Annotated in this window: 24 protein-coding genes; 12 read left to right on the top strand and 12 right to left on the bottom strand. The window is 37.6% G+C overall.

Annotated elements, in window-relative coordinates; all coding sequences use genetic code 11:
- Nucleotides 1-198: 198 nt before the first annotated feature.
- The 6 genes from GWJ01_RS06790 to pspA all read right to left on the bottom strand — a co-directional run bounded on the left by GWJ01_RS06790 (nucleotide 199) and on the right by pspA (nucleotide 4278).
- A complete protein-coding gene (locus GWJ01_RS06790) occupies nucleotides 199-1242 on the bottom strand; it encodes a YcjF family protein (RefSeq protein ID WP_109394303.1) in 1044 nt (347 codons plus the stop codon).
- Complete coding sequence (locus GWJ01_RS06785) at nucleotides 1239-2633, bottom strand: YcjX family protein (protein ID WP_109394302.1); 1395 nt, start codon at nucleotides 2631-2633, stop codon at nucleotides 1239-1241. The genes GWJ01_RS06790 and GWJ01_RS06785 overlap by 4 nt, the downstream gene beginning before the upstream one ends.
- Complete coding sequence (locus GWJ01_RS06780) at nucleotides 2614-2868, bottom strand: peptide permease (RefSeq protein WP_227003174.1); 255 nt, start codon at nucleotides 2866-2868, stop codon at nucleotides 2614-2616. The genes GWJ01_RS06785 and GWJ01_RS06780 overlap by 20 nt, the downstream gene beginning before the upstream one ends.
- A 118-nt stretch (nucleotides 2869-2986) precedes the next feature.
- Nucleotides 2987-3343 (bottom strand): envelope stress response membrane protein PspC, encoded by a 357-nt coding sequence (gene pspC / locus GWJ01_RS06775; protein ID WP_098943052.1) that lies wholly within the window; start codon nucleotides 3341-3343, stop codon nucleotides 2987-2989.
- Nucleotides 3343-3573 (bottom strand): envelope stress response membrane protein PspB, encoded by a 231-nt coding sequence (pspB, locus tag GWJ01_RS06770; RefSeq protein WP_069369279.1) that lies wholly within the window; start codon nucleotides 3571-3573, stop codon nucleotides 3343-3345. Before pspB ends, pspC begins: the two co-directional genes overlap by 1 nt.
- A gap of 36 nt (nucleotides 3574-3609) precedes the next feature.
- Nucleotides 3610-4278, bottom strand: a complete 669-nt coding sequence (gene pspA, locus GWJ01_RS06765; protein WP_072062534.1) for a phage shock protein PspA — start codon at nucleotides 4276-4278, stop codon at nucleotides 3610-3612.
- A gap of 215 nt (nucleotides 4279-4493) precedes the next feature.
- Here pspA and pspF point away from each other — a divergent pair, with 215 nt between their 5' ends.
- The 9 genes from pspF to gstA all read left to right on the top strand — a co-directional run bounded on the left by pspF (nucleotide 4494) and on the right by gstA (nucleotide 13887).
- Nucleotides 4494-5489 carry a phage shock protein operon transcriptional activator gene (pspF, locus tag GWJ01_RS06760; RefSeq protein ID WP_109394300.1) on the top strand — a complete coding sequence of 332 codons (996 nt, stop codon included), beginning with the start codon at nucleotides 4494-4496 and terminating at the stop codon, nucleotides 5487-5489.
- A gap of 294 nt (nucleotides 5490-5783) precedes the next feature.
- On the top strand, nucleotides 5784-7469 hold the full coding sequence (sapA, locus tag GWJ01_RS06755; protein WP_109394298.1) for an ABC transporter substrate-binding protein SapA: 1686 nt from the start codon (nucleotides 5784-5786) through the stop codon (nucleotides 7467-7469).
- Nucleotides 7470-7472: 3 nt separating this feature from the next.
- The gene (sapB, locus tag GWJ01_RS06750) at nucleotides 7473-8438 is read left to right on the top strand and encodes a putrescine export ABC transporter permease SapB (RefSeq protein WP_088496042.1); all 966 of its coding nucleotides are present in this window, start codon (nucleotides 7473-7475) and stop codon (nucleotides 8436-8438) included.
- Entirely contained in the window at nucleotides 8425-9318 is an 894-nt protein-coding gene (sapC, locus tag GWJ01_RS06745; RefSeq protein ID WP_023582324.1) for a putrescine export ABC transporter permease SapC, read from the top strand. The genes sapB and sapC overlap by 14 nt, the downstream gene beginning before the upstream one ends.
- Nucleotides 9318-10319: a putrescine export ABC transporter ATP-binding protein SapD gene (sapD, locus tag GWJ01_RS06740; protein ID WP_109394297.1), complete on the top strand. Its 1002-nt coding sequence runs from the start codon at nucleotides 9318-9320 to the stop codon at nucleotides 10317-10319. Before sapC ends, sapD begins: the two co-directional genes overlap by 1 nt.
- On the top strand, nucleotides 10309-11118 hold the full coding sequence (sapF, locus tag GWJ01_RS06735; RefSeq protein ID WP_109394296.1) for a putrescine export ABC transporter ATP-binding protein SapF: 810 nt from the start codon (nucleotides 10309-10311) through the stop codon (nucleotides 11116-11118). The genes sapD and sapF overlap by 11 nt, the downstream gene beginning before the upstream one ends.
- A 207-nt stretch (nucleotides 11119-11325) precedes the next feature.
- A complete protein-coding gene (fabI, locus tag GWJ01_RS06730) occupies nucleotides 11326-12114 on the top strand; it encodes an enoyl-ACP reductase FabI (RefSeq protein WP_161710877.1) in 789 nt (262 codons plus the stop codon).
- 244 nt (nucleotides 12115-12358) lie between these two features.
- Nucleotides 12359-13063, top strand: coding sequence for a DUF3592 domain-containing protein (locus GWJ01_RS06725; protein ID WP_161710876.1), 705 nt, complete (start codon nucleotides 12359-12361; stop codon nucleotides 13061-13063).
- A 212-nt stretch (nucleotides 13064-13275) separates the two neighbouring features.
- Nucleotides 13276-13887 (top strand): glutathione transferase GstA, encoded by a 612-nt coding sequence (gstA, locus tag GWJ01_RS06720; RefSeq protein ID WP_109402463.1) that lies wholly within the window; start codon nucleotides 13276-13278, stop codon nucleotides 13885-13887.
- A gap of 69 nt (nucleotides 13888-13956) precedes the next feature.
- Here gstA and pdxY read toward each other — a convergent pair whose 3' ends face one another.
- The 4 genes from pdxY to anmK all read right to left on the bottom strand — a co-directional run bounded on the left by pdxY (nucleotide 13957) and on the right by anmK (nucleotide 18165).
- Nucleotides 13957-14826 carry a pyridoxal kinase PdxY gene (gene pdxY / locus GWJ01_RS06715; protein WP_109394293.1) on the bottom strand — a complete coding sequence of 290 codons (870 nt, stop codon included), beginning with the start codon at nucleotides 14824-14826 and terminating at the stop codon, nucleotides 13957-13959.
- A gap of 122 nt (nucleotides 14827-14948) precedes the next feature.
- The gene (tyrS, locus tag GWJ01_RS06710) at nucleotides 14949-16223 is read right to left on the bottom strand and encodes a tyrosine--tRNA ligase (RefSeq protein ID WP_161710875.1); all 1275 of its coding nucleotides are present in this window, start codon (nucleotides 16221-16223) and stop codon (nucleotides 14949-14951) included.
- A gap of 132 nt (nucleotides 16224-16355) precedes the next feature.
- The gene (pdxH, locus tag GWJ01_RS06705; protein ID WP_161710874.1) at nucleotides 16356-17009 is read right to left on the bottom strand and encodes a pyridoxamine 5'-phosphate oxidase; all 654 of its coding nucleotides are present in this window, start codon (nucleotides 17007-17009) and stop codon (nucleotides 16356-16358) included.
- 43 nt (nucleotides 17010-17052) lie between these two features.
- Nucleotides 17053-18165 carry an anhydro-N-acetylmuramic acid kinase gene (anmK, locus tag GWJ01_RS06700; protein WP_161710873.1) on the bottom strand — a complete coding sequence of 371 codons (1113 nt, stop codon included), beginning with the start codon at nucleotides 18163-18165 and terminating at the stop codon, nucleotides 17053-17055.
- A 221-nt stretch (nucleotides 18166-18386) separates the two neighbouring features.
- Between anmK and GWJ01_RS06695 the strand changes: the two genes are divergently transcribed.
- Nucleotides 18387-18854 (top strand): glycine zipper 2TM domain-containing protein, encoded by a 468-nt coding sequence (locus GWJ01_RS06695; RefSeq protein ID WP_075672187.1) that lies wholly within the window; start codon nucleotides 18387-18389, stop codon nucleotides 18852-18854.
- A 311-nt stretch (nucleotides 18855-19165) separates the two neighbouring features.
- Here the strand turns inward: GWJ01_RS06695 and slyA are convergent, their stop codons facing one another.
- Entirely contained in the window at nucleotides 19166-19594 is a 429-nt protein-coding gene (gene slyA / locus GWJ01_RS06690; RefSeq protein ID WP_075674400.1) for a transcriptional regulator SlyA, read from the bottom strand.
- A gap of 452 nt (nucleotides 19595-20046) precedes the next feature.
- Nucleotides 20047-20286 (bottom strand): DUF1289 domain-containing protein, encoded by a 240-nt coding sequence (locus GWJ01_RS06685; RefSeq protein WP_109402466.1) that lies wholly within the window; start codon nucleotides 20284-20286, stop codon nucleotides 20047-20049.
- Nucleotides 20287-20471: 185 nt separating this feature from the next.
- Here GWJ01_RS06685 and gloA point away from each other — a divergent pair, with 185 nt between their 5' ends.
- Together gloA and rnt are read left to right on the top strand one after the other, a co-directional pair.
- Nucleotides 20472-20879, top strand: coding sequence for a lactoylglutathione lyase (gloA, locus tag GWJ01_RS06680; RefSeq protein ID WP_109402467.1), 408 nt, complete (start codon nucleotides 20472-20474; stop codon nucleotides 20877-20879).
- A gap of 96 nt (nucleotides 20880-20975) precedes the next feature.
- Nucleotides 20976-21614: a ribonuclease T gene (gene rnt, locus GWJ01_RS06675; RefSeq protein WP_075673239.1), complete on the top strand. Its 639-nt coding sequence runs from the start codon at nucleotides 20976-20978 to the stop codon at nucleotides 21612-21614.
- Nucleotides 21615-21637 lie beyond the last annotated feature (23 nt).

The following is a 21637-nucleotide window of genomic DNA, read 5'->3' as shown; positions in this document are numbered from 1 at the left end:
AAAATAATAACATCATTACCAATAAAATAATAAAAACACTTTATATTATTTAACGCCTTATTTTAAAATAATATCTTATGACTTCCTTCATTATGGTTATTTTATATAAACAATACTTTTGCTAATTTTTATACAAAAAAACCGCAGAAAGGTTTCTACGGTTTTTATTTAAAATTGCTAAAAGGTAAGAATAATAATTTATTCCTTTTTCTTGCCACCAATTGTAGTTTTTAATTTTCCTATTAGCTCTTTTCTAAAATCGCCTAACTTAGGTTTATTATCATCAATCCACGGTAAAGGACGGCATAGTTCCATTGCTTTTATTCCTAAGCGTGCCGTTAGTAAACCGGCTCCAATACCTTGAGCAGCCCTTGTTGATAATCGAGCTGCAAGATCTTGTGAAAGCCAGTCCATTCCGACTTCTCTAACCAGTTCTGTCGCACCCGCAAATGCAATATTAACCAGAACAAGGCGAAAGAGTTTTAAACGACTATAGTAGCCTAATTCGATACCGTAAATTTCCGCTATGCGATTAATTAAACGGATATTACGCCAACCAATAAAGGCCATATCAACCATCGCTAGTGGACTAACCGCGATCATTAAGGTTGATTCAGCGGCAGAACGGCTAATTTCGGCCCTTGCTTGTTTATCTAAAATAGGTTGAACAAGTTGGCTATAAAGTTCTAATACCTCTTTATCATTATGTGTGTCATGTAATGCACTTTGCCAACGAATTAATGCTGGATGTTGAGAGCCAATACCCGCTTGTTTAGCGAGCTTTTCGCAAAATGGTCGACCGTTCCCCATCGCATGGCTATAAAGTAATTCTTTTGCTTTATCTCTTTCATCTGCGCGTTGACGTAAACGATAAATACGACGCCACTCTGTTATAACTGATCCTATTCCAGCAACAACAATTAACCCGCCTGCACTGGCTGCACCCAACGCAATCCAGTCAGAATTTGTCCATGAGTCATAAATCCATTGTCCAGTTTGAGCAATAACACTAACCCCTAAAATGGTACTCGCAATCGTTAATAACCGTTTCCAGACACTTTTTTTCGGTTTTAAAATTGATTGAACATCACCTTCTAATTGCCCTTCATTCTCTTCATCTAATTGTGGATCAATAGGTAAAAATTGCTCATTTTCATTAAAGCCAACACCTTTTTTCAAGATGACTTCTTCTTGAAGTATGGGCTCTTTAAAATCAATTCGCGATTTTAATGGCTCATTCATTTTAATTTATCCCCTAACAAAAATTCCATTGCACTATCCATACGAATATGAGGAACCGCACTATCTCTTGATATTTGCTGTGGTCTAAAAGATTCGAAACTAAAACCTTGTTTTTCCCAAAATGCTTTTTCAGGTAATCGCTTAGGAACCTCACCAGGGAAATACACCAACGGTTTGTTATCGCTTAAGCGGAAACCTTTTAATGCTGGAATTTTTTCACCGTGATGATCAACGATCCCACTTTCAGTCGCTGCAATAGAAGCAAGCCCCATGCAATCAATGCTGATCCCTTCAAAAATAGCATTTTGTTTAGCATCTTGAATAAGCTGTTGGAGCAATGACACTAAATTTTCATGTTGATCAACAGTGATATGGTCAGCTTTTGTGGCTGCAAATAAAAGTTTATCGATACAAGGTGAAAATAAGCGTCTAAGTAAGGTTCTTTTTCCATAATGAAAACTGCGCATTAATTGTGTTAATGCTTGGCGCATATCATTAAAAACATCCGCTCCCTGATTTAAAGGTTGTAGGCAATCAACCAAAACAATTTGTCTATCAAATCCTTGGAAATGATCACGATAAAAGCCTTTTACCACATGCTGTCCATAATATTCATAACGCTGTTTAAGCATGCCAATATTAGTACGTTTATCTGCGTTCTTTAATTTAGCAATATCATATTTTTGTAAATCAGCCCAAGGGAAAAATTGCAAAACAGGTGCTCCCGCTAATTCACCCGGTAATACAAAGCGTCCTGGTTGAATAAAATGAAGCCCTTCTTTTTTACATGCTAATAAATAATCAGTGTAAGCAGAGGCAATATCAGCTAATAACGTTTCATCAGCTGGTGCAAAGGGATCACACTTTTTAAGAAGTAATTGCCAATTTTGTTCTGGTGATGTTCTTTGGCGATTGACCTTATTTATTTGATCTGACCATTCAAAATAGTCTTGTTCGAGCATAGGTAAATCTAATAACCATTCGCCGGGATAATCAACAATTTCTAAATAAAGTGAAGATGTCTCTTTTATAAAACGTGTTAAAGATTCATTAGAACGATAACGAAGCTGTAAACGAATTTCACTAACCCCTTTAGTAGGAACAGGCCAACTTGGAGGCGTATGATAAAGCGACTCCATACCTTCATCATAAGTAAAACGGGGAATATTTAAATTATGTTGAGGAATACGCTTTACACCTAGTAGCTGCTTATTTCGTGCTGCCGAAAATAGCGGTAAACGCGCCCCAGTGTGCACATTAATAAGTTGATTAACTAACGAGGTAATAAATGCTGTTTTACCACTTCGACTTAATCCCGTTACGGCCAAACGAAGATGTCTATCAACACCGCGATTAATAAAAGCTGTAAGTTCATTTTGTAGGCGTTTCATGTTTCTCCCAAGACACTTGACGCGATAGCTTATTTAAACCTGCCTTAATAACAGGTTCAGCTATCAATAGAACCAGCCAACGTAGCGGTTTGCTACTTACTCTTTTTAATATACCGCCTGTAATTGCTGCTGGCCCAAATAAAGTGAATAACATTAACCCAAATGTTAACCCTTTTTTGGCTAATTGGGTGAGTTTATTTGTTTTTAAAGAAACGAATACTTGATTAGAATTCACAATACGCTCCTCAATCAAAAATTTTACTCTCTCATAATATAAGCGTTGAAAAGACAAACGACTTGAAAGAAAGACGCTCCATTTTAGGAGCGTCTTATGTGATTAAATGGCAAAAATATTACAAATCTCGAAAGCGTTTATTTAACTGATAAGTAGAAGAAGTAATGTAACGTTCCATTTGTTGTAAACGTTTTTCACCTTGCATCAATTGATTATCAACTCCGCTTAAAATTTCTTTTAAGCTCTCTTGCTGATTTTCACCTTGCTGGTAATTAGCAGGAGCGGGCTCCATAAAGAAACTTAAGACAAGATAAGCAATAATAGTTAAACCGAAAAAGCCAGCAAACAGCGCAATCACCGCAATAACCCTGACAAGTAAAACAGGAATATTAAAATAATGGGCTAGGCCTGCGCATACGCCACGGATCACGCCCTCTTGTGGCAAGCGATACAATTGTTTGCTCTGCATCGTCATTATGATTGCCTCCAGTTAGGATGTTCTGCATCAAGTATTTGTTCTAATGTCTTAATGCGCTCCTGCATTTGCTGAGCCTTATCCACCAGCGCGCTCAGTCGCTGCATTTCTTGTTGGGTTAGCTGAACATTACCTCCACCTTTCTGACTGTTGTAATGCAACCACAGCCAGATAGGGAGAATAAACAAAATAAAAATGGTCAGTGGTATTCCCAGAAATATATAGCCCATTACATATCCTTTATAAGATGGTTATTACGCTTGCTGTTACTCTTTGTTGATATTGATTTTAGCTTTTAATGCCGCTAATTGCGCGCTAATTTCGTCATCAGCTTTTAATTCAGCAAACTGTTGGTCTAATGATTTCTCTTTACCTAACCCGTAACTTTGAGCTTCACCTTCCATATGATCAATGCGGCGTTCAAATTGCTCAAAACGCGCCATTGCTGCATCCATTTTGCCACTGTCTAATTGACGACGAACTTGGCGAGATGAGTTTGCTGCTTGATGACGCACAACTAAAGACTGCTGTTTTGCGCGTGTTTCAGTCAGTTTATTTTCTAACTCGCTAATTTCACCTTTTAAACGAGTTAACGTTTCATCAATAATAATGAGTTCGTGTTTCAATGTGTCATTAACTGATGCTACACGTTGTTTTTCGATTAATGCCGCACGAGCTAAATCTTCTTTTTCCTTAATAAGAGCCAACTCTGCTTTATCCTGCCAGTCTTTCATCTGTTTTTCAGCTTGTTCGATACGGCGTTCTAGTCCTTTCTTTTCAGCTAAAGTACGTGCAGAAGTTGTGCGAATTTCAACTAACATATCTTCCATTTCTTGGATCATTAAGCGGATCATTTTCTCAGGATCTTCCGCTTTATCTAATAAAGAAGCGATGTTGGCATTAATAATGTCAGCAAAACGTGAAAATATACCCATGATGTCATCCTTAATAGCTATGCTAATTAGTAACGTTGAATTATTTCAATAATGGCGCACTGTCGTAACGCCCTGCTTACTTTAATTAATACAATTTGCGTGCCAACTTTTGAAATTCACTTAAACTATTAGTAATTAGCGATTTATATTATTCGCCTATTTTTCGAACACCTGATAAACTGGCAAAAAATACCTCAATATGGTGAATTTAACCAATGAATGAGAATTTAGAGACAATAATCGGCGTTGATAATCAATTTATTGATGTATTAGAACAAACTTCAGCACTTGCTCAATTAAAAAAACCTGTATTAATTATTGGTGAAAGAGGTACAGGTAAAGAGTTGATCGCTCATCGATTACACTATCTTGCTCCTTGGTGGCAAGGGCCTTTTATTTCAATCAACTGCTCTGCACTCAATGATAATTTACTTGATTCTGAACTATTTGGTCATGAAGCCGGTGCTTTTACGGGCGCTAAAAATCGTCATCAAGGCCGTTTTGAGCGTGCTGATGGCGGTTCTCTTTTTCTTGATGAACTGGCGACAGCGCCTATGCTTGTACAAGAAAAGCTCTTGCGCGTCATTGAGTATGGTCATTTAGAGCGTGTTGGAGGCAGTCAATCTCTACATGTTGATGTTAGGCTTATTTGCGCGACAAATGCAGATTTACCCGCAATGGCAGAGGAAGGTAAATTTCGAGCCGATTTACTCGATAGATTGGCGTTTGATGTGATTAGGCTCCCGCCATTAAGAGAGCGACGAGCAGATATTATGTTGCTTGCTGAAAATTTTGCTATCTCAATGTGTCAAGAGTTAGGTTTACCCTTCTTTCCTGGTTTTAGTGATAATGCGTGCCAAGTACTTTTGGATTATTCGTGGCCAGGTAATATTCGTGAGCTAAAAAATGTTGTTGAACGTTCAGTTTATCGTCATGGAACCAGTGATAATGTACTCAATAATATTATTATTGATCCCTTTGCTGGACTTCAAACACCAAAAACACCCATATTAAAAAACTCATCTAAAGAAAATTTTTCAATACCTACATTACCGTTGAATTTACGCCAATGGCAAAATGATGTAGAAAAAAAATTAGTAAATGAAGCATTAAAAGAATGTTTATATAACCAGAAAGAGGCGGCTGAAAAATTATCACTAAGCTACGATCAATTTAGAGGGTTAATTAAAAAGCATCAAATAATAACTTAATATATTGATAAATTTAGTTTTTTAAATCACTAGAGAATCTAGTAAACAGTAGACAAAAAAAAAGCCAGCACCCGAGCTGGCTAGTAAAAAAATACTGGAAGCAATGTGAGCAATGTCGTGCCCTTGACGGAAAACCTCTTACCGACAAAGGACAATACGGATGATAATCTTTATCATTAGCGTTTGTAAAGCATTTTATTGAGAATTTTTCTCACTTTGTTTTTTTTGACTATTTGGGGATAGAAAGTTTTTTAAGTTACAATAGCAAAATCGTTTCTCTAAAAGACATTATTTATGCGCCCTATTTTATTTATTGGTACTTTGCTACTCACCTTTACAAGTGCAACTTGTATCGCGGATGTAGCACCCAAAACACAAGCGCCATCTATAACGCTTGAGCCAACTCCAATTAATCAAAATGGCTTTGTTTATTGTGTTGATGGCAGTGTAAATACCTTTAATCCACAATTATCAAGTAGTGGATTAATTATTGATCCTCTAGCTGCACAGCTCTATGACCGTCTTTTAGATGTTGACCCTTACACTTATCGTTTGATCCCTGAAATCGCAGCTCGATGGGAAGCATTAGATAACGGCGCGACCTACCGCTTTTATTTACGTAAAAATGTCTCTTTTCAACAAACATCTTGGTTTACACCAACACGAAAACTTACCGCTGATGATGTTATTTTTAGTTTTGAAAGGATGATTAATCCACAAAATCCTTTCAATCAAGTTAATGGCGGTAAATATCCCTATTTTGACAGCTTAAGTTTTGCCAATAATATCAAATCGATAAAAAGACTAGGCCAATATACGGTAGAATTTAGTTTAAAAGAGCCTGACGCTTCTTTTCTATGGCATTTAGCAACACATTACGCCCCTATTCTTTCTGCTGAATACGCGCAGAATTTAGAAAAATCAGGCGATCAATCGCTGCTTGATTGGAAACCAGTAGGAACAGGTCCTTTCTTTTTAGATGAATATCAGCCGGGACAATTTGTTCGTTTGTTTAGAAATAAAGATTACTGGAAAGGCCAACCAAAGATGCAACAGATTGTTATTGATATGGGTGCAGGTGGTACAGGCCGTATATCTAAATTACTCACGGGTGAATGTGATGTTCTAGCCTATCCAGCGGCAAGCCAATTAAAAGTCTTACGTGACGACCCGCGACTAAGATTAACGTTGCGTTCTGGTATGAATATCGCTTATTTAGCCTTTAACACCAGTAAACCACCACTCAATGATCTTAAAGTTCGTCAAGCTATTGCTTATGCCATTAATAATGAACGTTTAATGGAGTCTATTTATTATGGTACGGCTGAAACGGCAGCATCAGTACTTCCTCGTGCATCTTGGGCTTATGATAACCGAGCAAAAATTACAGAGTATAATCCTGAGAAATCGAAACAAATCCTTAAAGAACTAGGCCTTGATGGGCTGAAATTAAATCTTTGGGTACCTAGCGCTTCGCAATCTTATAACCCAAGCCCATTAAAAATGGCTGAACTTATTCAAGCAGACTTAGCGCAAGTTGGTATTCAAATGAATATTCGGCCTATTGAAGGTCGATATCAAGAAACGAGTATGATGGATCGCACCCATGATATGACCCTATCTGGTTGGTCAACTGACAGTAACGATCCCGATAGTTTTTTCCGTCCTCTCTTTAGCTGTGCAGCCATTGGCTCACAAACTAACTTGAGTCATTGGTGTTTACCTAGTTTTGATGATATTTTGAAAAAAGCGCTTTATAGTCAGCAACTTGCTTCAAGAATGGATTATTATCATGAAGCTCAGGATGTTCTTGCTCAAGAGTTACCGGTATTACCTTTAGCTAATTCTTTACGTATGCAAGCATATCGTTATGATATTAAAGGATTGGTATTAAGTACCTTTGGTAATGCGTCTTTTGCTGGTGTTTATCGAGAGGCAGAAGTAAACGAACAAAATCACAAGAAAGAGGCTATAGAATAATCCATGATTATTTATTCAATACGTCGATTACTTTTATTACTTGTGACTCTGTTCTTTTTGTCGCTAGTGAGCTTTAGCCTCAGCTATTACACGCCCAATGCCCCGTTAAGTGGTGCATCACTCACCGATGCCTACTTTTTTTATGCCCATAATATGATCCACTTTGATTTTGGTATTTCCTCTATCAATGGTGAACCTATAAAAGCACAATTAGTGGAAGCACTTCCAGCAACCATGGAGCTTTGCACATTAGCCTTTCTTTTTGCCCTTATTGTAGGTATTCCTGCTGGTATTATTGCTGGGGTTTGGCGTAATAAATCCGCTGATATTATTATCAGTAACTTCGCGCTCTTAGGTTTTTCTGTCCCTGTATTTGGGCTTGCATTGCTGTTAACTCTATTCTTTTCATTAAAATTAGGTTGGCTACCTGTTTCAGGTCGTATTGATTTGCTTTATAACTTGCAACCTATTACTGGCATTGCATTAGTGGATGCATGGTTATCTGATTCACCTTATCGCCAACAAATGATCATTAATGTATTACAACATCTAATTTTACCCGTAATAACGCTGGCTATTGCACCAACCACTGAAGTTATTCGATTAATGCGAAACAGTACGGAAGAAATTATGTCAGAAAACTACGTGAAGGCAGCCGCGACTCGAGGTCTCTCACGTTTTACAATTATTCGTCGCCATATTCTTCATAATGCTTTACCCCCTATCATCCCTAAATTAGGCTTACAGTTCTCTACCATGCTTACACTCACTATGGTGACAGAAATTGTATTTAACTGGCCAGGGCTTGGTCGTTGGTTAGTCACAGCAATCCGCCAACAAGATTATTCTGCTATTTCAGCTGGTGTAATGTTGGTGGGTTCAATGGTCATTATCGTCAACGTCTTATCCGATATTGTGGGCGCAATGAGCAACCCGATGAAACACAAGGTGGGATATGCCTTTAGATAGCCAATTTTATAAAGAGAAAAAAACACCCACACCTGCAGCGGTGATTTGGCAATGTTTTTCTAAAGACGTTATCTCAATGGTAGGATTTTATGGCGTTCTTTTTCTCTTAGTGCTCAGTATTATAGGCCCTTATATTGCGCCTTATGCGCTTGATCAACAGTTTTTTGGTCATCAACTAACGCCACCGTCTTGGTATCAAAACGGCAATGTCTCCTATTTTTTTGGTACAGATGATTTAGGGCGCGATGTATTTAGCCGAATTTTAATTGGTACAAGCATGACCTTTGGTGGCGCATTTATTGTCACTTTTGCAGCAACACTAATGGGATTAATTATCGGCTGTTTTGCAGGCATGACCCATGGCTTAAAATCCGCCATTCTTAATCATATATTAGACACTTTATTATCAATTCCATCCCTGCTACTTGCTATTATTGTTGTAGCTTTTGTAGGAACAAGTCTTGGTCATGCCATGATAGCGATTTGGTTGGCGCTGTTACCTCGTTTAGTCAGAATGATTTACTCTGCTGTTAATGATGAATTAAACAAAGAGTATGTGATTGCTTCTCGACTTGATGGTGCATCAAACATTTCCATTTTATGGTACACCGTACTACCTAATATCACGCCTGTATTAGTTTCTGAATTAACACGCGCATTCTCAATTGCTATTCTTGATATTACAGCATTAGGTTTTCTCAATTTAGGTGCTCAACTTCCTTCACCCGAATGGGGAGCGATGTTAGGCGATTCCTTAGAGTTAATTTATGTTGCTCCTTGGACAGTTTTAATTCCGGGCGCCACTATTATGATAAGCGTTTTACTGGTGAACCTTTTAGGTGATGGTTTACAGCGTGCAATAAATGAGGGAGTTGAATAATGCCTTTATTGGATATACGCAATTTAACCATTGAATTTATGACTCCCGATGGCCCAGTAAAAGCGGTAGATCGTGTTTCTATTACCTTAAATGAAGGTGAAGTGAGAGGCCTTGTTGGCGAATCGGGATCAGGTAAAAGCTTAATTGCAAAAGCAATTTGTGGCGTTACGAAAGATAATATCAACGTGACAGCCGATCGTTTCCGTTTTGATGATATCGACTTACTTAAATTATCACCCAGAGCACGGCGTCGTGTCATTGGCCATAATGTATCAATGATTTTCCAAGAGCCACAATCTTGTCTTGATCCTGCCACAAAAATTGAGCAGCAGCTTATACAGGCAATTCCTGGCTGGACTTTTAAAGGACATTGGTGGCAACGATTTCATTGGCGAAAACGCCGCGCAATTGAATTATTGCACCGTGTGGGTATTAAAGATCATAAAGACATTATGCGCAGCTACCCTTATGAATTAACTGAGGGTGAATGCCAAAAAGTGATGATTGCTATTGCTATTGCAAATCAACCTCGATTACTGATTGCGGATGAACCTACTAATGCAATGGAACCCGCAACACAGACCCAAATCTTTCGTTTACTGACTCGACTCAATCAAAATAACAATATGACCATTTTGTTGATTAGCCATGATTTGCAATGGATGAGTAAATTGGCGAATAAAATTACGGTTATGTATTGTGGGCAAACTGTCGAAACAGCATCCCCTGACGAGTTGTTAATAACACCTTATCATCCTTATACTCAAGCGTTGATCCGCTCTATTCCTGACTTTACCAACTCATTGGCACATAAGAGCCGTTTAAATACATTACCCGGTGCAATCCCCTCACTTGAGCATTTACCTGTGGGTTGCCGTTTAGGGCCTCGTTGCCCTTATGCACAGCGACAATGTATTGAAGCACCTCGGTTACGTTTATTTAAAAACCATGCCGTGGCTTGTCATTTTCCATTAAATGTGGAGCCAACTGATGTTCGATAAACTGCTTGAGGTAAAAAACCTATCAAAGACATTTCGTTATCGTACTGGATTATTTCGGCGTCAACAGTTAGAAGCCGTAAAGCCTATAAGTTTTACGCTAGAACCCAAGCAAACTTTAGCCATTATTGGCGCTAATGGTTCAGGAAAATCTACACTCGCGAGAATGCTATCAGGTGTAACTGAGCCTACGGGTGGTGATATCTTTATTAATGGACATCAACTAACTTTTGGTGATTACCCTTATCGTAGTCAGCGAATTAGAATGATATTTCAAGATCCCACTAACTCATTAAACCCACGCCAGCGTATCGGTCAAACATTAGAAATCCCTTTACGCCTGAATACAGACTTAAGTGCAATTGAGCGTGAGAAACGAATTTATCAAACATTACGCCAAGTGGGCCTTTTACCTGAACATGCAAACTATTATCCTCATATGTTTGCATCAGGCCAGCGCCAACGAATTGCGCTTGCACGAGCATTAATATTACAACCTCAAGTTATTATTGCCGATGAAGCTATAGCTTCGCTGGATATGTCTTTGCGCTCACAAATTATAAATTTGATGTTAGAACTGCAAGAGACTCATAATATTGCCTATATTTATGTGACACAAAACTTAGGCATGACAAAACATATTAGCGATAAAATTATTGTGATGGATAATGGTGAAGTCGTTGAACGTGGCAATACAGCAGAAGTTCTTGCATCGCCATTACATGAAGTCACACGAAGATTAGTCGCTAGTCACTTTGGTGAAGCCTTAACAGCAGAAGCTTGGCGCCAAGATTTAATTTAAGTATAAACAATATAGGCATAATGTTGATTGCACATTATTTCACCCTTTTCCCTTAACTCCTCGGAGGTGCTAGGGAAATTAAACAAATTTACAAATGTCGTGGTAGAATCAGCCACGTTTATTAACAATAAGCGTGATAACCTAACAGATAAATAAAACTGTGAATGATGTTATTATCGCGATTTACGAAAAAACAAGGATACAGCTATGGGCTTTATGACCGGCAAACGCATTCTTATTACTGGTGTTGCTAGTAAATTATCAATTGCTTATGGTATTGCCAAAGCTATGCGTGACCAAGGTGCAGAACTTGCATTTACTTACCAAAATGAAAAACTGAGACCACGCGTTGAAGAATTTGCAGCATCATTAGACTCAAATATCGTATTAGAGTGTGATGTGTCAAAAGACGAAAGCATCGATACTATGTATGCAGAACTTGCAAAAGTTTGGCCAAAATATGATGGTTTTGTTCACTCTATCGGTTTTGCTCCTGCTGACCAATTAGATGGCGACTACGTTAATGCAGTAACTCGTGAAGGCTTTAAAATTGCTCACGACATCAGTGCATACAGCTTCGTTGCTATGGCGAAAGCAAGCCGTGAAATGCTAAATCCAAACTCAGCTCTGTTAACTCTGACTTATTTAGGTGCTGAACGTGCAATCCCTAACTATAACGTTATGGGGCTGGCGAAAGCTTCTTTAGAAGCTAACGTTCGTTATATGGCAAATGCTATGGGTCCTGAAGGTATTCGTGTTAACGGTATCTCTGCTGGCCCAATCCGTACATTAGCGGCATCTGGTATCAAAGATTTCCGTAAAATGTTAAGCCATTGCGAGTCAGTCACTCCTCTGCGTCGCACTGTAACAACCGAAGATGTAGGTAATACAGCAGCATTCTTATGCTCTGACTTATCTGGTGGTATTACAGGTGAAATCGTTCACGTAGATGGTGGTTTCAGCATCGCTGCTATGAATGAATTAGAACTGAAATAATTCTATTCTATGAATAATAAAAACCAGCCTCATTGTTAAGGCTGGTTTTTTTATGTTGTTCTACTATTTTTACTCTTCTTAACTCCATTAACTATCGAATTTTTATCTAATATCTCCCTTATCCCTTTTATTTTTAATAATGCTACGTATTAGATAGATTTCACTTTTGTTTTTTAGCTTATTCCTATAATCTTTTTGTATATTAGCGATAAGATAATAATCTATTAATAAAAGGATTTAATGTATGAAGAAATTTAAATTTCTGTTTTATATTTTTGCTCTTATTGGTGCGATTATTTTTGTTGTAGCTTTATTTGTTATTAAATCTGAATTAAATGTAGTAAGGAATGGAATAGAAACAACTGGTGTTGTTATTGACCAAAATGTGAGTAAATCTTCTGATGGTAACTATTTTTATCACCCTATTATTCAATTCTATACTGAAGATAATAGAGAAATAACGTTTCGTTCACCAGAAGGTGGCAGTCAATCCCGCTTTTATCTTGGTGAAAAAATTAATGTTATTTATCTCCCAAGTGATCCACAAAGAGCGACTATTAACAACTTTTTAGGCTTATATGGTGCTGGGACTATATTAAGTATTTTCGGATTGGTATTTGCATCAATAGGGCTTATCCCCTTGTATTTTATCAGAAGAAGAGCTACAAGGGATCAACGATTAAAACGTGATGGAATGCCTATTAATGTGAAAATTTCTGAAATTATTATTAATAGTAATATCAGTTTTAATCACCGCTCTCCCTATCAAATTATTGCTGATTATCATGATACATTAAACAATCGATTGATTCGTTACAAGAGTGGTTATATCTTCTTTGATCCCACACCTTATATTAATAGAGAGCTTGTTACAGTCTATGTTGATAAAAAGAATCCCAAAATTTATTACCTTGATATTTCATTCTTACCTTCGTTTGAAGAGTCATAATAAAATACTCCTTATATGTTATTAATATAAGGAGTATTTATTTCGTATATTTTCATCAATTAACAGCCTTGTTCACAGATTTACAAAAGCCTTTTTTATTCGCATCATTTGAGTTTGCTAATTTCTTAGAACCTTTTATCATCTTATATTAATGAAGATATTCTGATATCTGTAAGTTAATTCACCACCTTATTGATAGGGAGCTATTCAACATGAAATTGTACTACACGCCAGGTAGTTGCTCGCTTTCCCCTCATATCGTTTTACGTGAAACAGGTTTAGATTTTTCAATAGAGCGTATCGATTTACAGGCTAAGAAGACAGAGTCGGGGAAAGACTTTCTAACCATCAATCCAAAAGGCCAAGTCCCTGTTCTTCAATTAGATAATGGTGATATTTTGACTGAAGGTGTTGCAATTGTTCAATATCTTGCAGACTTAAAACCTGATAGAAATTTAATTGCACCACCAAAATCACTAGAACGTTACCATCAAATTGAGTGGTTAAACTTTCTCGCAAGTGAAGTACATAAAGGCTATGGCCCGCTATTTTCACCAGATACACCTGAAAGCTATATACCTGTCGTTAAAACTAAATTAAAAAGTAAATTCACTTATATTAATGATGTATTGAGCAAACAAAAATGTGCATGTGGTGAGCATTTTACGGTTATTGATGCCTATTTATTCACATTAAGCCAATGGGCGCCACATGTTGGTTTAGATTTAACTGATTTAACACATCTACAAAACTACCTAAAACGTATTGCACAACGCCCTAATGTACACAGTGCACTAGTAACTGAAGGGTTAATTAAAGAGTAACTTTTGATTTAAATAGCTCAAGTTATATAAAATAATTTGAGCTATTTTTTTAAGCTTGTTATAGCACTATTAATCTAATTGTGTTGCACAGAATCTATGTGTTGGATGCACCATTTGATCTTGAGCAGCAACTAGTTGCAGTTCATACTCATTCATCTCTTTTGTTTTTAGCATCACTTCATAAACTGCTGCGGCAACGTGCTCTAATGCGGTTTGTAATTCAACACCTTTGAGTAAATCCACCAGCATTAAACCACTGGTTAAATCACCAACACCCACAGGTTGACGCTCACCAAAATCGACTAATGGACGGCTAACATGCCAGCTGTGTTCCGCGGTTACTAACAGCATTTCAAAGCGATCATGACGATATCCAGCACGTGATAAGTGTTTTACTAATACAACTTTAGGGCCTTGTTTACACAATTCACGAGCAGCATTTACGCACTCATCAACATTATGAAGGACTTTGCCACCACTTAATGTTTCAAGCTCTAATAAGTTAGGTGCAATAATATCACTGATAGGTAATGCTTCTTCACACAGTACACCTGAAACAGCAGGAGGGACAATACACCCTTTTTCAGGATGTCCCATTACAGGATCACAGAAATACCATGCGTTAGGATTCGCTTGTTTCACTTTTTTCACAATATCAACAATACGCAAACCTTGTTCAGCCGATCCTAAATAACCACTTAACACTGCATCACATTGTGAGAGTTTACCGATTGCGGCAATACCATCAACAATCTCAGTAATGTGCTCTGCTGACATAACACACCCAGTCCATTTTTCTGGATATTGCGTGTGATTTGAAAATTGCACTGTATTTAGAGGCCAAACATTCACCCCCATACGACGCATTGGGAACTCAGAGGCGCTGTTACCTGCGTGACCGAAAACAACATGTGACTGAATAGAGAGTATATTTTTCATGACATAAACCGATTATTGTGAATACACACAACACCCAAGCTTTATCATCATAGGCGAGGTATATACGTTTATTTATTGTTATTAAGAAAAAGGGCAACTCACCGGCTGCCCTTTACTGTCAATTATTTCCAGATAACGAGGCAGTAATGTTTTTTACCGCGACGTAAAATGGAGTAATGACCAAATAAGAAATCTTTTTCTTCAAAGACGTATTCAGGATTGTCCTGTTTTTCGCCATTAATTGAAACTGCGTTAGAGCCAATCATTGTACGAGCCTGACCACGAGAAGGAACTAATTCTGCGTTAACCAGCGCTTGTTGCAAATCACTACCTTTTTCTAACTCAATAGTTGGCATACCGTCTTGTGCTAATTGCTCAAGGTCAGCTTGTGTTAAGTCTGTAATTGCACCAGAGAATAAGCTTTCAGTAATACGTTTAGCGGCGATTAAACCCTCTTCACCATGAACTAAACCAGTAACCAATTCTGCTAATACACGCTGAGCACGAGGCGCTTGACCGCTATTTTTATCTTCCTCTTCAAGTGCATTAATTTCTTCAATACTCATAAATGTGAAGAATTTCAAGAAGCGATAAACGTCAGCATCCGCTGTATTGATCCAGAACTGGTAGAATTTGTATGGGCTGGTTTTCTTAGGATCTAACCAAACCGCACCGCCTTCTGTCTTACCAAATTTAGTTCCATCAGATTTAGTAATTAATGGTACGGTCATACCAAATACTTGTTTCTGATTGAAACGACGGGTTAAATCGATACCTGAAGTGATATTACCCCACTGATCAGAGCCACCGATTTGTAATTCAACACCCAAATGCGTATTTAATGACGCAAAGTCATAAGCTTGTAATAGGTTATAGGCGAATTCAGTAAAAGAGATACCCACATCGTCACGGTTTAAACGCTGTTTAACCGCTTCTTTGTTGATCATTTGGTTCACAGAGAAGTGTTTACCGATATCACGCAGGAATGTCAGCACATCCATTTGACCGAACCAGTCATAGTTGTTTGCTAATTCCGCACTGTTTTCACCACTGTTGAAATCTAAGAAAGGTGACACCTGCTTACGAATTTTTTCTACCCATTCGTGAACAGTATCTTGGGTATTCAGTTTGCGCTCGGTGGCTTTAAAACTAGGATCACCAATTAGACCCGTTGCACCACCCACCAACGCCACAGGCTTATGCCCGGCTAGTTGGAATCGTTTTAAACACAGCAAAGGAACCAAATGCCCCAAATGCAGGCTATCAGCGGTAGGATCGAAGCCACAATAGAGAGCGACAGGACCTTGCTCCAAACGCTCTACTAAAGCTGCCTCATCCGTGACCTGAGCGATTAGCCCACGCTCCTGCAATTGTGTGATTAGGTTCTTGCTAGACATCAATGACTCCATCGGTTTATTGTTTTTTGTCTATTTAAAATATAAGTGAAACATAAGTGGTATAGCATAAAGCGCCACTACATTAAGTACCAGTAGAAAAAGACTTTTTGAGGCAAATTTATTAACACACTATTAAGGTGCTAATCGCTCAATGTCCCATCCTTGTGGTGATTTTTGGTAGATAAAGCGATCGTGCAGACGATTTTCTCGACCTTGCCAAAATTCAACAGAATCAAATGTCACACGATATCCACCCCAGAAACTCGGTAACGGCACTTCTCCATTTTGGAATTTCTGTTTTAATTCCAAGAACTTACTTTCCAACACACCTCTTGCGGAAATGCGAGAAGACTGTTGAGAAGCCCAGGCCGCAATTTGGCTATCTTTAGGGCGGCTATGGAAATATTTAATCACTTCAATAGGAGAAAGTTTTTCTGCTTTCCCTAAAAAACAAACTTGTCTTTCTAAGGGATACCAAGGAAATAATAAACTAACTCGTTGATTGTGCTCTAAATGACTCGCCTTACGACTACCCAAATTGGTATAAAAAACTAAGCCATGTTCATCGAAGTGTTTTAATAACACGATACGTTGGTAAGGTTGCCCACTTTCATCAACTGTTGCGACACACATTGCAGTAGGATCACTCAAACGCGCTTCGCAAGCCTGCTTTAGCCACTTTTCAAACAAAACTAACGGCTGTTCAGTTAATTCATGACGTCGTAGTCCACCGTTCATATATTCACGGCGTAAATCTGCGACGTCAATAAAATCAAGTTCTGTCATTTTTCACTCTCTCTTTTGAGAAACTGCATTCAGCATATCACGCTTAACGAGGATTTGTAGGGTAAATCGCCCCTAAAACGGTTTCTCTTGATGCCCCTGTTACAGAAGGTAAATTCCCTGATTCATTTGCAATAGTACGCGCGGCTAACCAAGCAAATGCCAACGCTTCCATGTCATCACCACTTAAACCATATTTATCCGTTGTCGCGACTTCTGTACCCGGTAATAGTGAAGCTAAACGATGCATAATTTGCCCATTACGCGCCCCACCACCACAAACGAGTAAACGTTCACATCCACCGTTTAGTTGGATCTGTTGCACAATACTTATTGCAGTTAATTCGACTAAAGTTGCCTGTACATCTTCAGGAAAAACATTAGGTACTCTTGCTAAATGGTAATTTAACCATTGTGTATTGAAATATTCTCGCCCTGTACTTTTAGGTGCTGAACGCGAAAAGTAAGGATCCGAAAGCATATCTTTCAATAAAATTGGGTTTACAGTGCCAGTAGCAGCCCATTTACCATTATCATCATAAGATGTTTGGTTATGGATCCAATTCCAGCTATCTAATAGCATATTTCCAGGACCTGTATCGTAGCCCTTAACTGCAACACCAGGTAATAACAATGAAATATTGGCGATACCACCGATATTTAAAATAATACGTTTTTCAACAGAATGTCCTAATACAGCAAGATGAAAAGCAGGTACTAAAGGTGCACCTTGCCCGCCGTAAGCAATATCTCTGCGACGAAAATCACCAACCGTCGTAATTCCTGTTAATGCAGCAACACGATTGTTGTCACCAATTTGCATAGTAAATGGCATATCACTTTCTGGCTCATGCCAAATGGTTTGTCCATGGCACCCTATCGCCGTAATATCACTCGCACTAAGTTTTACTTTTGCAAGTAACTCTATAATTGCTTGCGTATAAAGCTCGCCCAATTGGGCATCTAATAGGCCGATTTCATGCAAGGTAGTAGGTTGCCCTTGGCAAACAGCTAAAATTCGTTGGCGTAGATTCTGTGGGTAAGGCAGAAAGTGATTTTCTTGTTGTGCAACGAACTTATTATTGATTGCAGCTAATACAACATCAACACCATCTAAACTAGTGCCAGACATCACACCAATGTACCGCCCTGCTATCATGTTCTTTTCCTTATAATCAAGATGATGCAAATTTTTAACATATAATGTTATATTCTCTTTTTTCAGAAATCTCTTCTGTTTTTACTATCGGCCTTTACTATATAGTAAGCTATATATTATTAAAATCAGTGTCGACAAACGCAAAAAACGAGCTATAACTGATACTAGATAACATTGGTATAATCTGAGCAACTCGCCTCAGGTTTTCTTTAGGAGTAACTATGTTTAAGCATTTACTTATTGGTCTTTTTACAATGACTGTACTTACTGGTTGTGTGAATACAAATTCACTGTCCGGTGATACTTACACCGCAAGCCAAGCAAAACAAGCTCAAAATATTACTTATGGTACAGTGGTTTCTGTGCGTGCAGTGAATATTCAAGCGGGTAGCGATGAGAATATTTTAGGTGCGATTGGTGGTGCCGTTCTCGGTGGTATGTTAGGTAACACTGTGGGTGGTGGTACAGGCCGTAACCTTGCAACAGCCGCTGGTGCAATTGCTGGTGGTATGGCAGGACAACAAGCACAAGGCGCATTAAACACTACTAAGGGTGTTCAAATTGAAGTTCGTTTAGATAGCGGTAGAACTGTCGCTATCGTTCAAAAAGCAGATAATACTGTTTACAGCCAAGGTCAACGTGTTGCCGTTATCGGTAACGGAAATAACTTAACTGTTTCTCCTCGCTAATAATTAGCAACAAAAAACAGGCAACATTAAAGTTGCCTGTTTTATTTTATGACTTAATAATAAGTAACCGAAAGAGAGCGCGAATATATAATCTAGTTATCACAATTCAAACTATATAATGATTTACGTTATATACTCGTCATATTTCAAGTTCAGTGTTGTAGACATCGTTTACTCACACCAGTTACATATTTTATATGTCCTAGTGACTCATTCACTTGTTATCTAGCTGAGCACTGAATTATTTAGAGTATAGTTACCATCATGTAATTAATATCATTTAAATAGAATATATATTAAATTTGAAATTATTAGTCATTTAGCCTATTTATATTTTTTTCTAATTTTTTGATTGTACCTATTAACCTTTCGATTTCTTCTAGTTGGATACCACCCAATATCTCTCGTCTCGTTTTTTCTATTACTGTGTAAACCTCATTAATAAAAGGCTCAGATTCTTTTGTTAATTTTATACGTTTTGCTCTGCGATCATTTGCACATGTATGCCGACATATCAGTTTTTTTTCTTCCAGTTGATCTAAGGTTCTCACTAAAGATGGTTGCTCGATTCCTATTGCTTTTGCCAATTGGATTTGTGACTGCTCTGGAGGTAATTGGCTGATATTATACAAAGTAACCCAATGGGTTTGGGTTAATTTTAACGGTTTGAGACGATGATCAATTAAAGCACGCCATAATCGAACTAAACGCGCTAAATCAGCTCCTAATGTTGATTCCACTTATCTCTCCTTAATTAGCATTTTCAGTCAACTTATTACAAAGTTTAGATATTCATTTTTAATGCAATTTTTACCTATTCTTTTTAATTAAAATATTACCTTTAATAACTAATATAGTTATAATCCTATTTATTAGATAAGTAATTATTTTCCAGATGTAATTAAATCATTTCTTTCTAGCAACGAAAGTCCATAAAGAATAACCTTGTTATAAAAACTAATCTATATTTTTTTACATAATAATTATTATTATTTTAAACTCAACACTAAAAAACAATAAAAATAGCATTATTATCAAATGGTTAATAAACAAACAACCAGAGTAACACTTTAAAGTTATAACTTTATATTAATAAAGAAAAAATAATAAACTACATAACTACAATAAATAAAAACAATGAATTAAAAAGATAGTTAATTATTATTTTAATATTAAAAAATAAGTGGAACATTTAAAATAAATTGAGTTGTTCATTCTCTTTTTCAATTGAAGAACCCACTCTTTTTAATGTTCTTAAATAACGTTGCTGACAAAGTCGTAATATATTTCTTTTCTCATGTTGATTCATTTTTGACCAATTAAACCGCTCTTGACGGCTACGATAACACCCCATGCAATATCCTTGTGCATTCATTTCGCAACGTCCAATACAAGGACTAGGAATATCAAAAAATTCTAATTGTTCTTGCAATTGATTTTCCCTCCCTATTGTTTGTTACAATAGAGTATAGTTAATAGAGATATTATCTGCACAACATGATTTATTGAACTGTTAAAGGCGTAGTAAAATTGAACTTTAGGGCTTTAACGCGTTATAGTACTCCGCCATCAGTTTATCTGTAGGGTTTAATCATTAGAAAAACACAAGAGGTTTATATGCGAGTACTTCATACCATGATCCGAGTGGGCGATTTGCAACGTTCTATCGACTTTTATACCAAGGTTTTAGGTATGCAACTTCTACGCACTAGCGAGAATGAGGAATATAAATACTCGTTAGCTTTTGTTGGTTATGGTGATGAAAGCACCGGTGCGGTTATCGAATTAACCTATAACTGGGGTGTAAACAGCTACGAAATGGGAACTGCTTTTGGGCATGTAGCATTAGGAGTTGATGATGTTGCTGCAACCTGCGAAACCATTCGCCAAGCTGGCGGTAATGTTACCCGTGATGCAGGCCCAGTAAAAGGCGGATCAACAATTATTGCTTTTGTTGAAGATCCTGATGGATACAAAATCGAGCTCATCGAAAACAAAAGTGCAAGTCACGCTCTAGGTAAATAATTTTTATTAAAACCAGAAAGATAACATGCTTATCTTTCTGGCCTTACTGATTATCAATTTCCGATACTCTATTTTTTGTCGGATAAGTACAATTTAATGCCTGATATAAATAATCCCAATAAGCTTTGTAACCGTTTTCGGGGTTACTACCCTGTTGTCATTGATGTTGAAACAGGTGGATTTAATGCGAAAACAGACGGTTTACTTGAAATTGCCGCTATTACATTAAAAATGGATGAACAAGGTTGGCTAAAACCAGACAACACTTTACATTTTCATGTTGAACCCTTTGAAGGGGCTAATCTTGAACCAGCAGCCTTAGAATTTACAGGTATTGATCCGACCAATCCTTTACGTGGTGCAGTCAGTGAATATGAAGCCTTTCATGCCATTTTTAAAATGGTACGTAAAGGAATGAAGGATGCAGATTGTAATCGCGCCATTATTGTGGCTCACAATGCAAATTTTGATCACAGCTTTGTAATGGCTGCCGCTGAGCGAGCTGGATTAAAACGCAATCCTTTTCATCCATTTGCCACCTTTGATACAGCAGCTTTAAGCGGATTGGTATTAGGGCAGACAATTTTAGCTAAAGCCTGCATCACTGCTGGTATTCCCTTTGATAGCAAATTAGCGCATGGCGCGTTATACGATACAAATCGCACATCATTACTTTTTTGTGAATTAGTTAACCGCTGGAAAAAGCTTGGTGGATGGCCATTACCTACACCTTAAAGTCATGGTGTCTCTGGTACATT

It is taken from the genome of Proteus sp. G2618, from assembly GCF_009915995.1.
Lineage (GTDB): Bacteria > Pseudomonadota > Gammaproteobacteria > Enterobacterales > Enterobacteriaceae > Proteus > Proteus terrae.
Note: the sequence above shows the minus strand (reverse complement) of the source record. Positions and strands in the feature narration are given on the sequence as shown.

Coding starts and splice junctions, on each gene's coding strand:
- GWJ01_RS06790 (WP_109394303.1), bottom strand. CDS start 1,242: ATGAATGAGCCATTAAAATCGCGAATTGATTTTAAAGAGCCCATACTT.
- GWJ01_RS06785 (WP_109394302.1), bottom strand. CDS start 2,633: ATGAAACGCCTACAAAATGAACTTACAGCTTTTATTAATCGCGGTGTT.
- pspC (WP_098943052.1), bottom strand. CDS start 3,343: ATGACGATGCAGAGCAAACAATTGTATCGCTTGCCACAAGAGGGCGTG.
- pspB (WP_069369279.1), bottom strand. CDS start 3,573: ATGGGCTATATATTTCTGGGAATACCACTGACCATTTTTATTTTGTTT.
- pspA (WP_072062534.1), bottom strand. CDS start 4,278: ATGGGTATATTTTCACGTTTTGCTGACATTATTAATGCCAACATCGCT.
- pspF (WP_109394300.1), top strand. CDS start 4,494: ATGAATGAGAATTTAGAGACAATAATCGGCGTTGATAATCAATTTATT.
- sapA (WP_109394298.1), top strand. CDS start 5,784: ATGCGCCCTATTTTATTTATTGGTACTTTGCTACTCACCTTTACAAGT.
- sapB (WP_088496042.1), top strand. CDS start 7,473: ATGATTATTTATTCAATACGTCGATTACTTTTATTACTTGTGACTCTG.
- sapC (WP_023582324.1), top strand. CDS start 8,425: ATGCCTTTAGATAGCCAATTTTATAAAGAGAAAAAAACACCCACACCT.
- sapD (WP_109394297.1), top strand. CDS start 9,318: ATGCCTTTATTGGATATACGCAATTTAACCATTGAATTTATGACTCCC.
- sapF (WP_109394296.1), top strand. CDS start 10,309: ATGTTCGATAAACTGCTTGAGGTAAAAAACCTATCAAAGACATTTCGT.
- fabI (WP_161710877.1), top strand. CDS start 11,326: ATGGGCTTTATGACCGGCAAACGCATTCTTATTACTGGTGTTGCTAGT.
- GWJ01_RS06725 (WP_161710876.1), top strand. CDS start 12,359: ATGAAGAAATTTAAATTTCTGTTTTATATTTTTGCTCTTATTGGTGCG.
- gstA (WP_109402463.1), top strand. CDS start 13,276: ATGAAATTGTACTACACGCCAGGTAGTTGCTCGCTTTCCCCTCATATC.
- pdxY (WP_109394293.1), bottom strand. CDS start 14,826: ATGAAAAATATACTCTCTATTCAGTCACATGTTGTTTTCGGTCACGCA.
- tyrS (WP_161710875.1), bottom strand. CDS start 16,223: ATGTCTAGCAAGAACCTAATCACACAATTGCAGGAGCGTGGGCTAATC.
- pdxH (WP_161710874.1), bottom strand. CDS start 17,009: ATGACAGAACTTGATTTTATTGACGTCGCAGATTTACGCCGTGAATAT.
- anmK (WP_161710873.1), bottom strand. CDS start 18,165: ATGATAGCAGGGCGGTACATTGGTGTGATGTCTGGCACTAGTTTAGAT.
- GWJ01_RS06695 (WP_075672187.1), top strand. CDS start 18,387: ATGTTTAAGCATTTACTTATTGGTCTTTTTACAATGACTGTACTTACT.
- gloA (WP_109402467.1), top strand. CDS start 20,472: ATGCGAGTACTTCATACCATGATCCGAGTGGGCGATTTGCAACGTTCT.
- rnt (WP_075673239.1), top strand. CDS start 20,976: ATGCCTGATATAAATAATCCCAATAAGCTTTGTAACCGTTTTCGGGGT.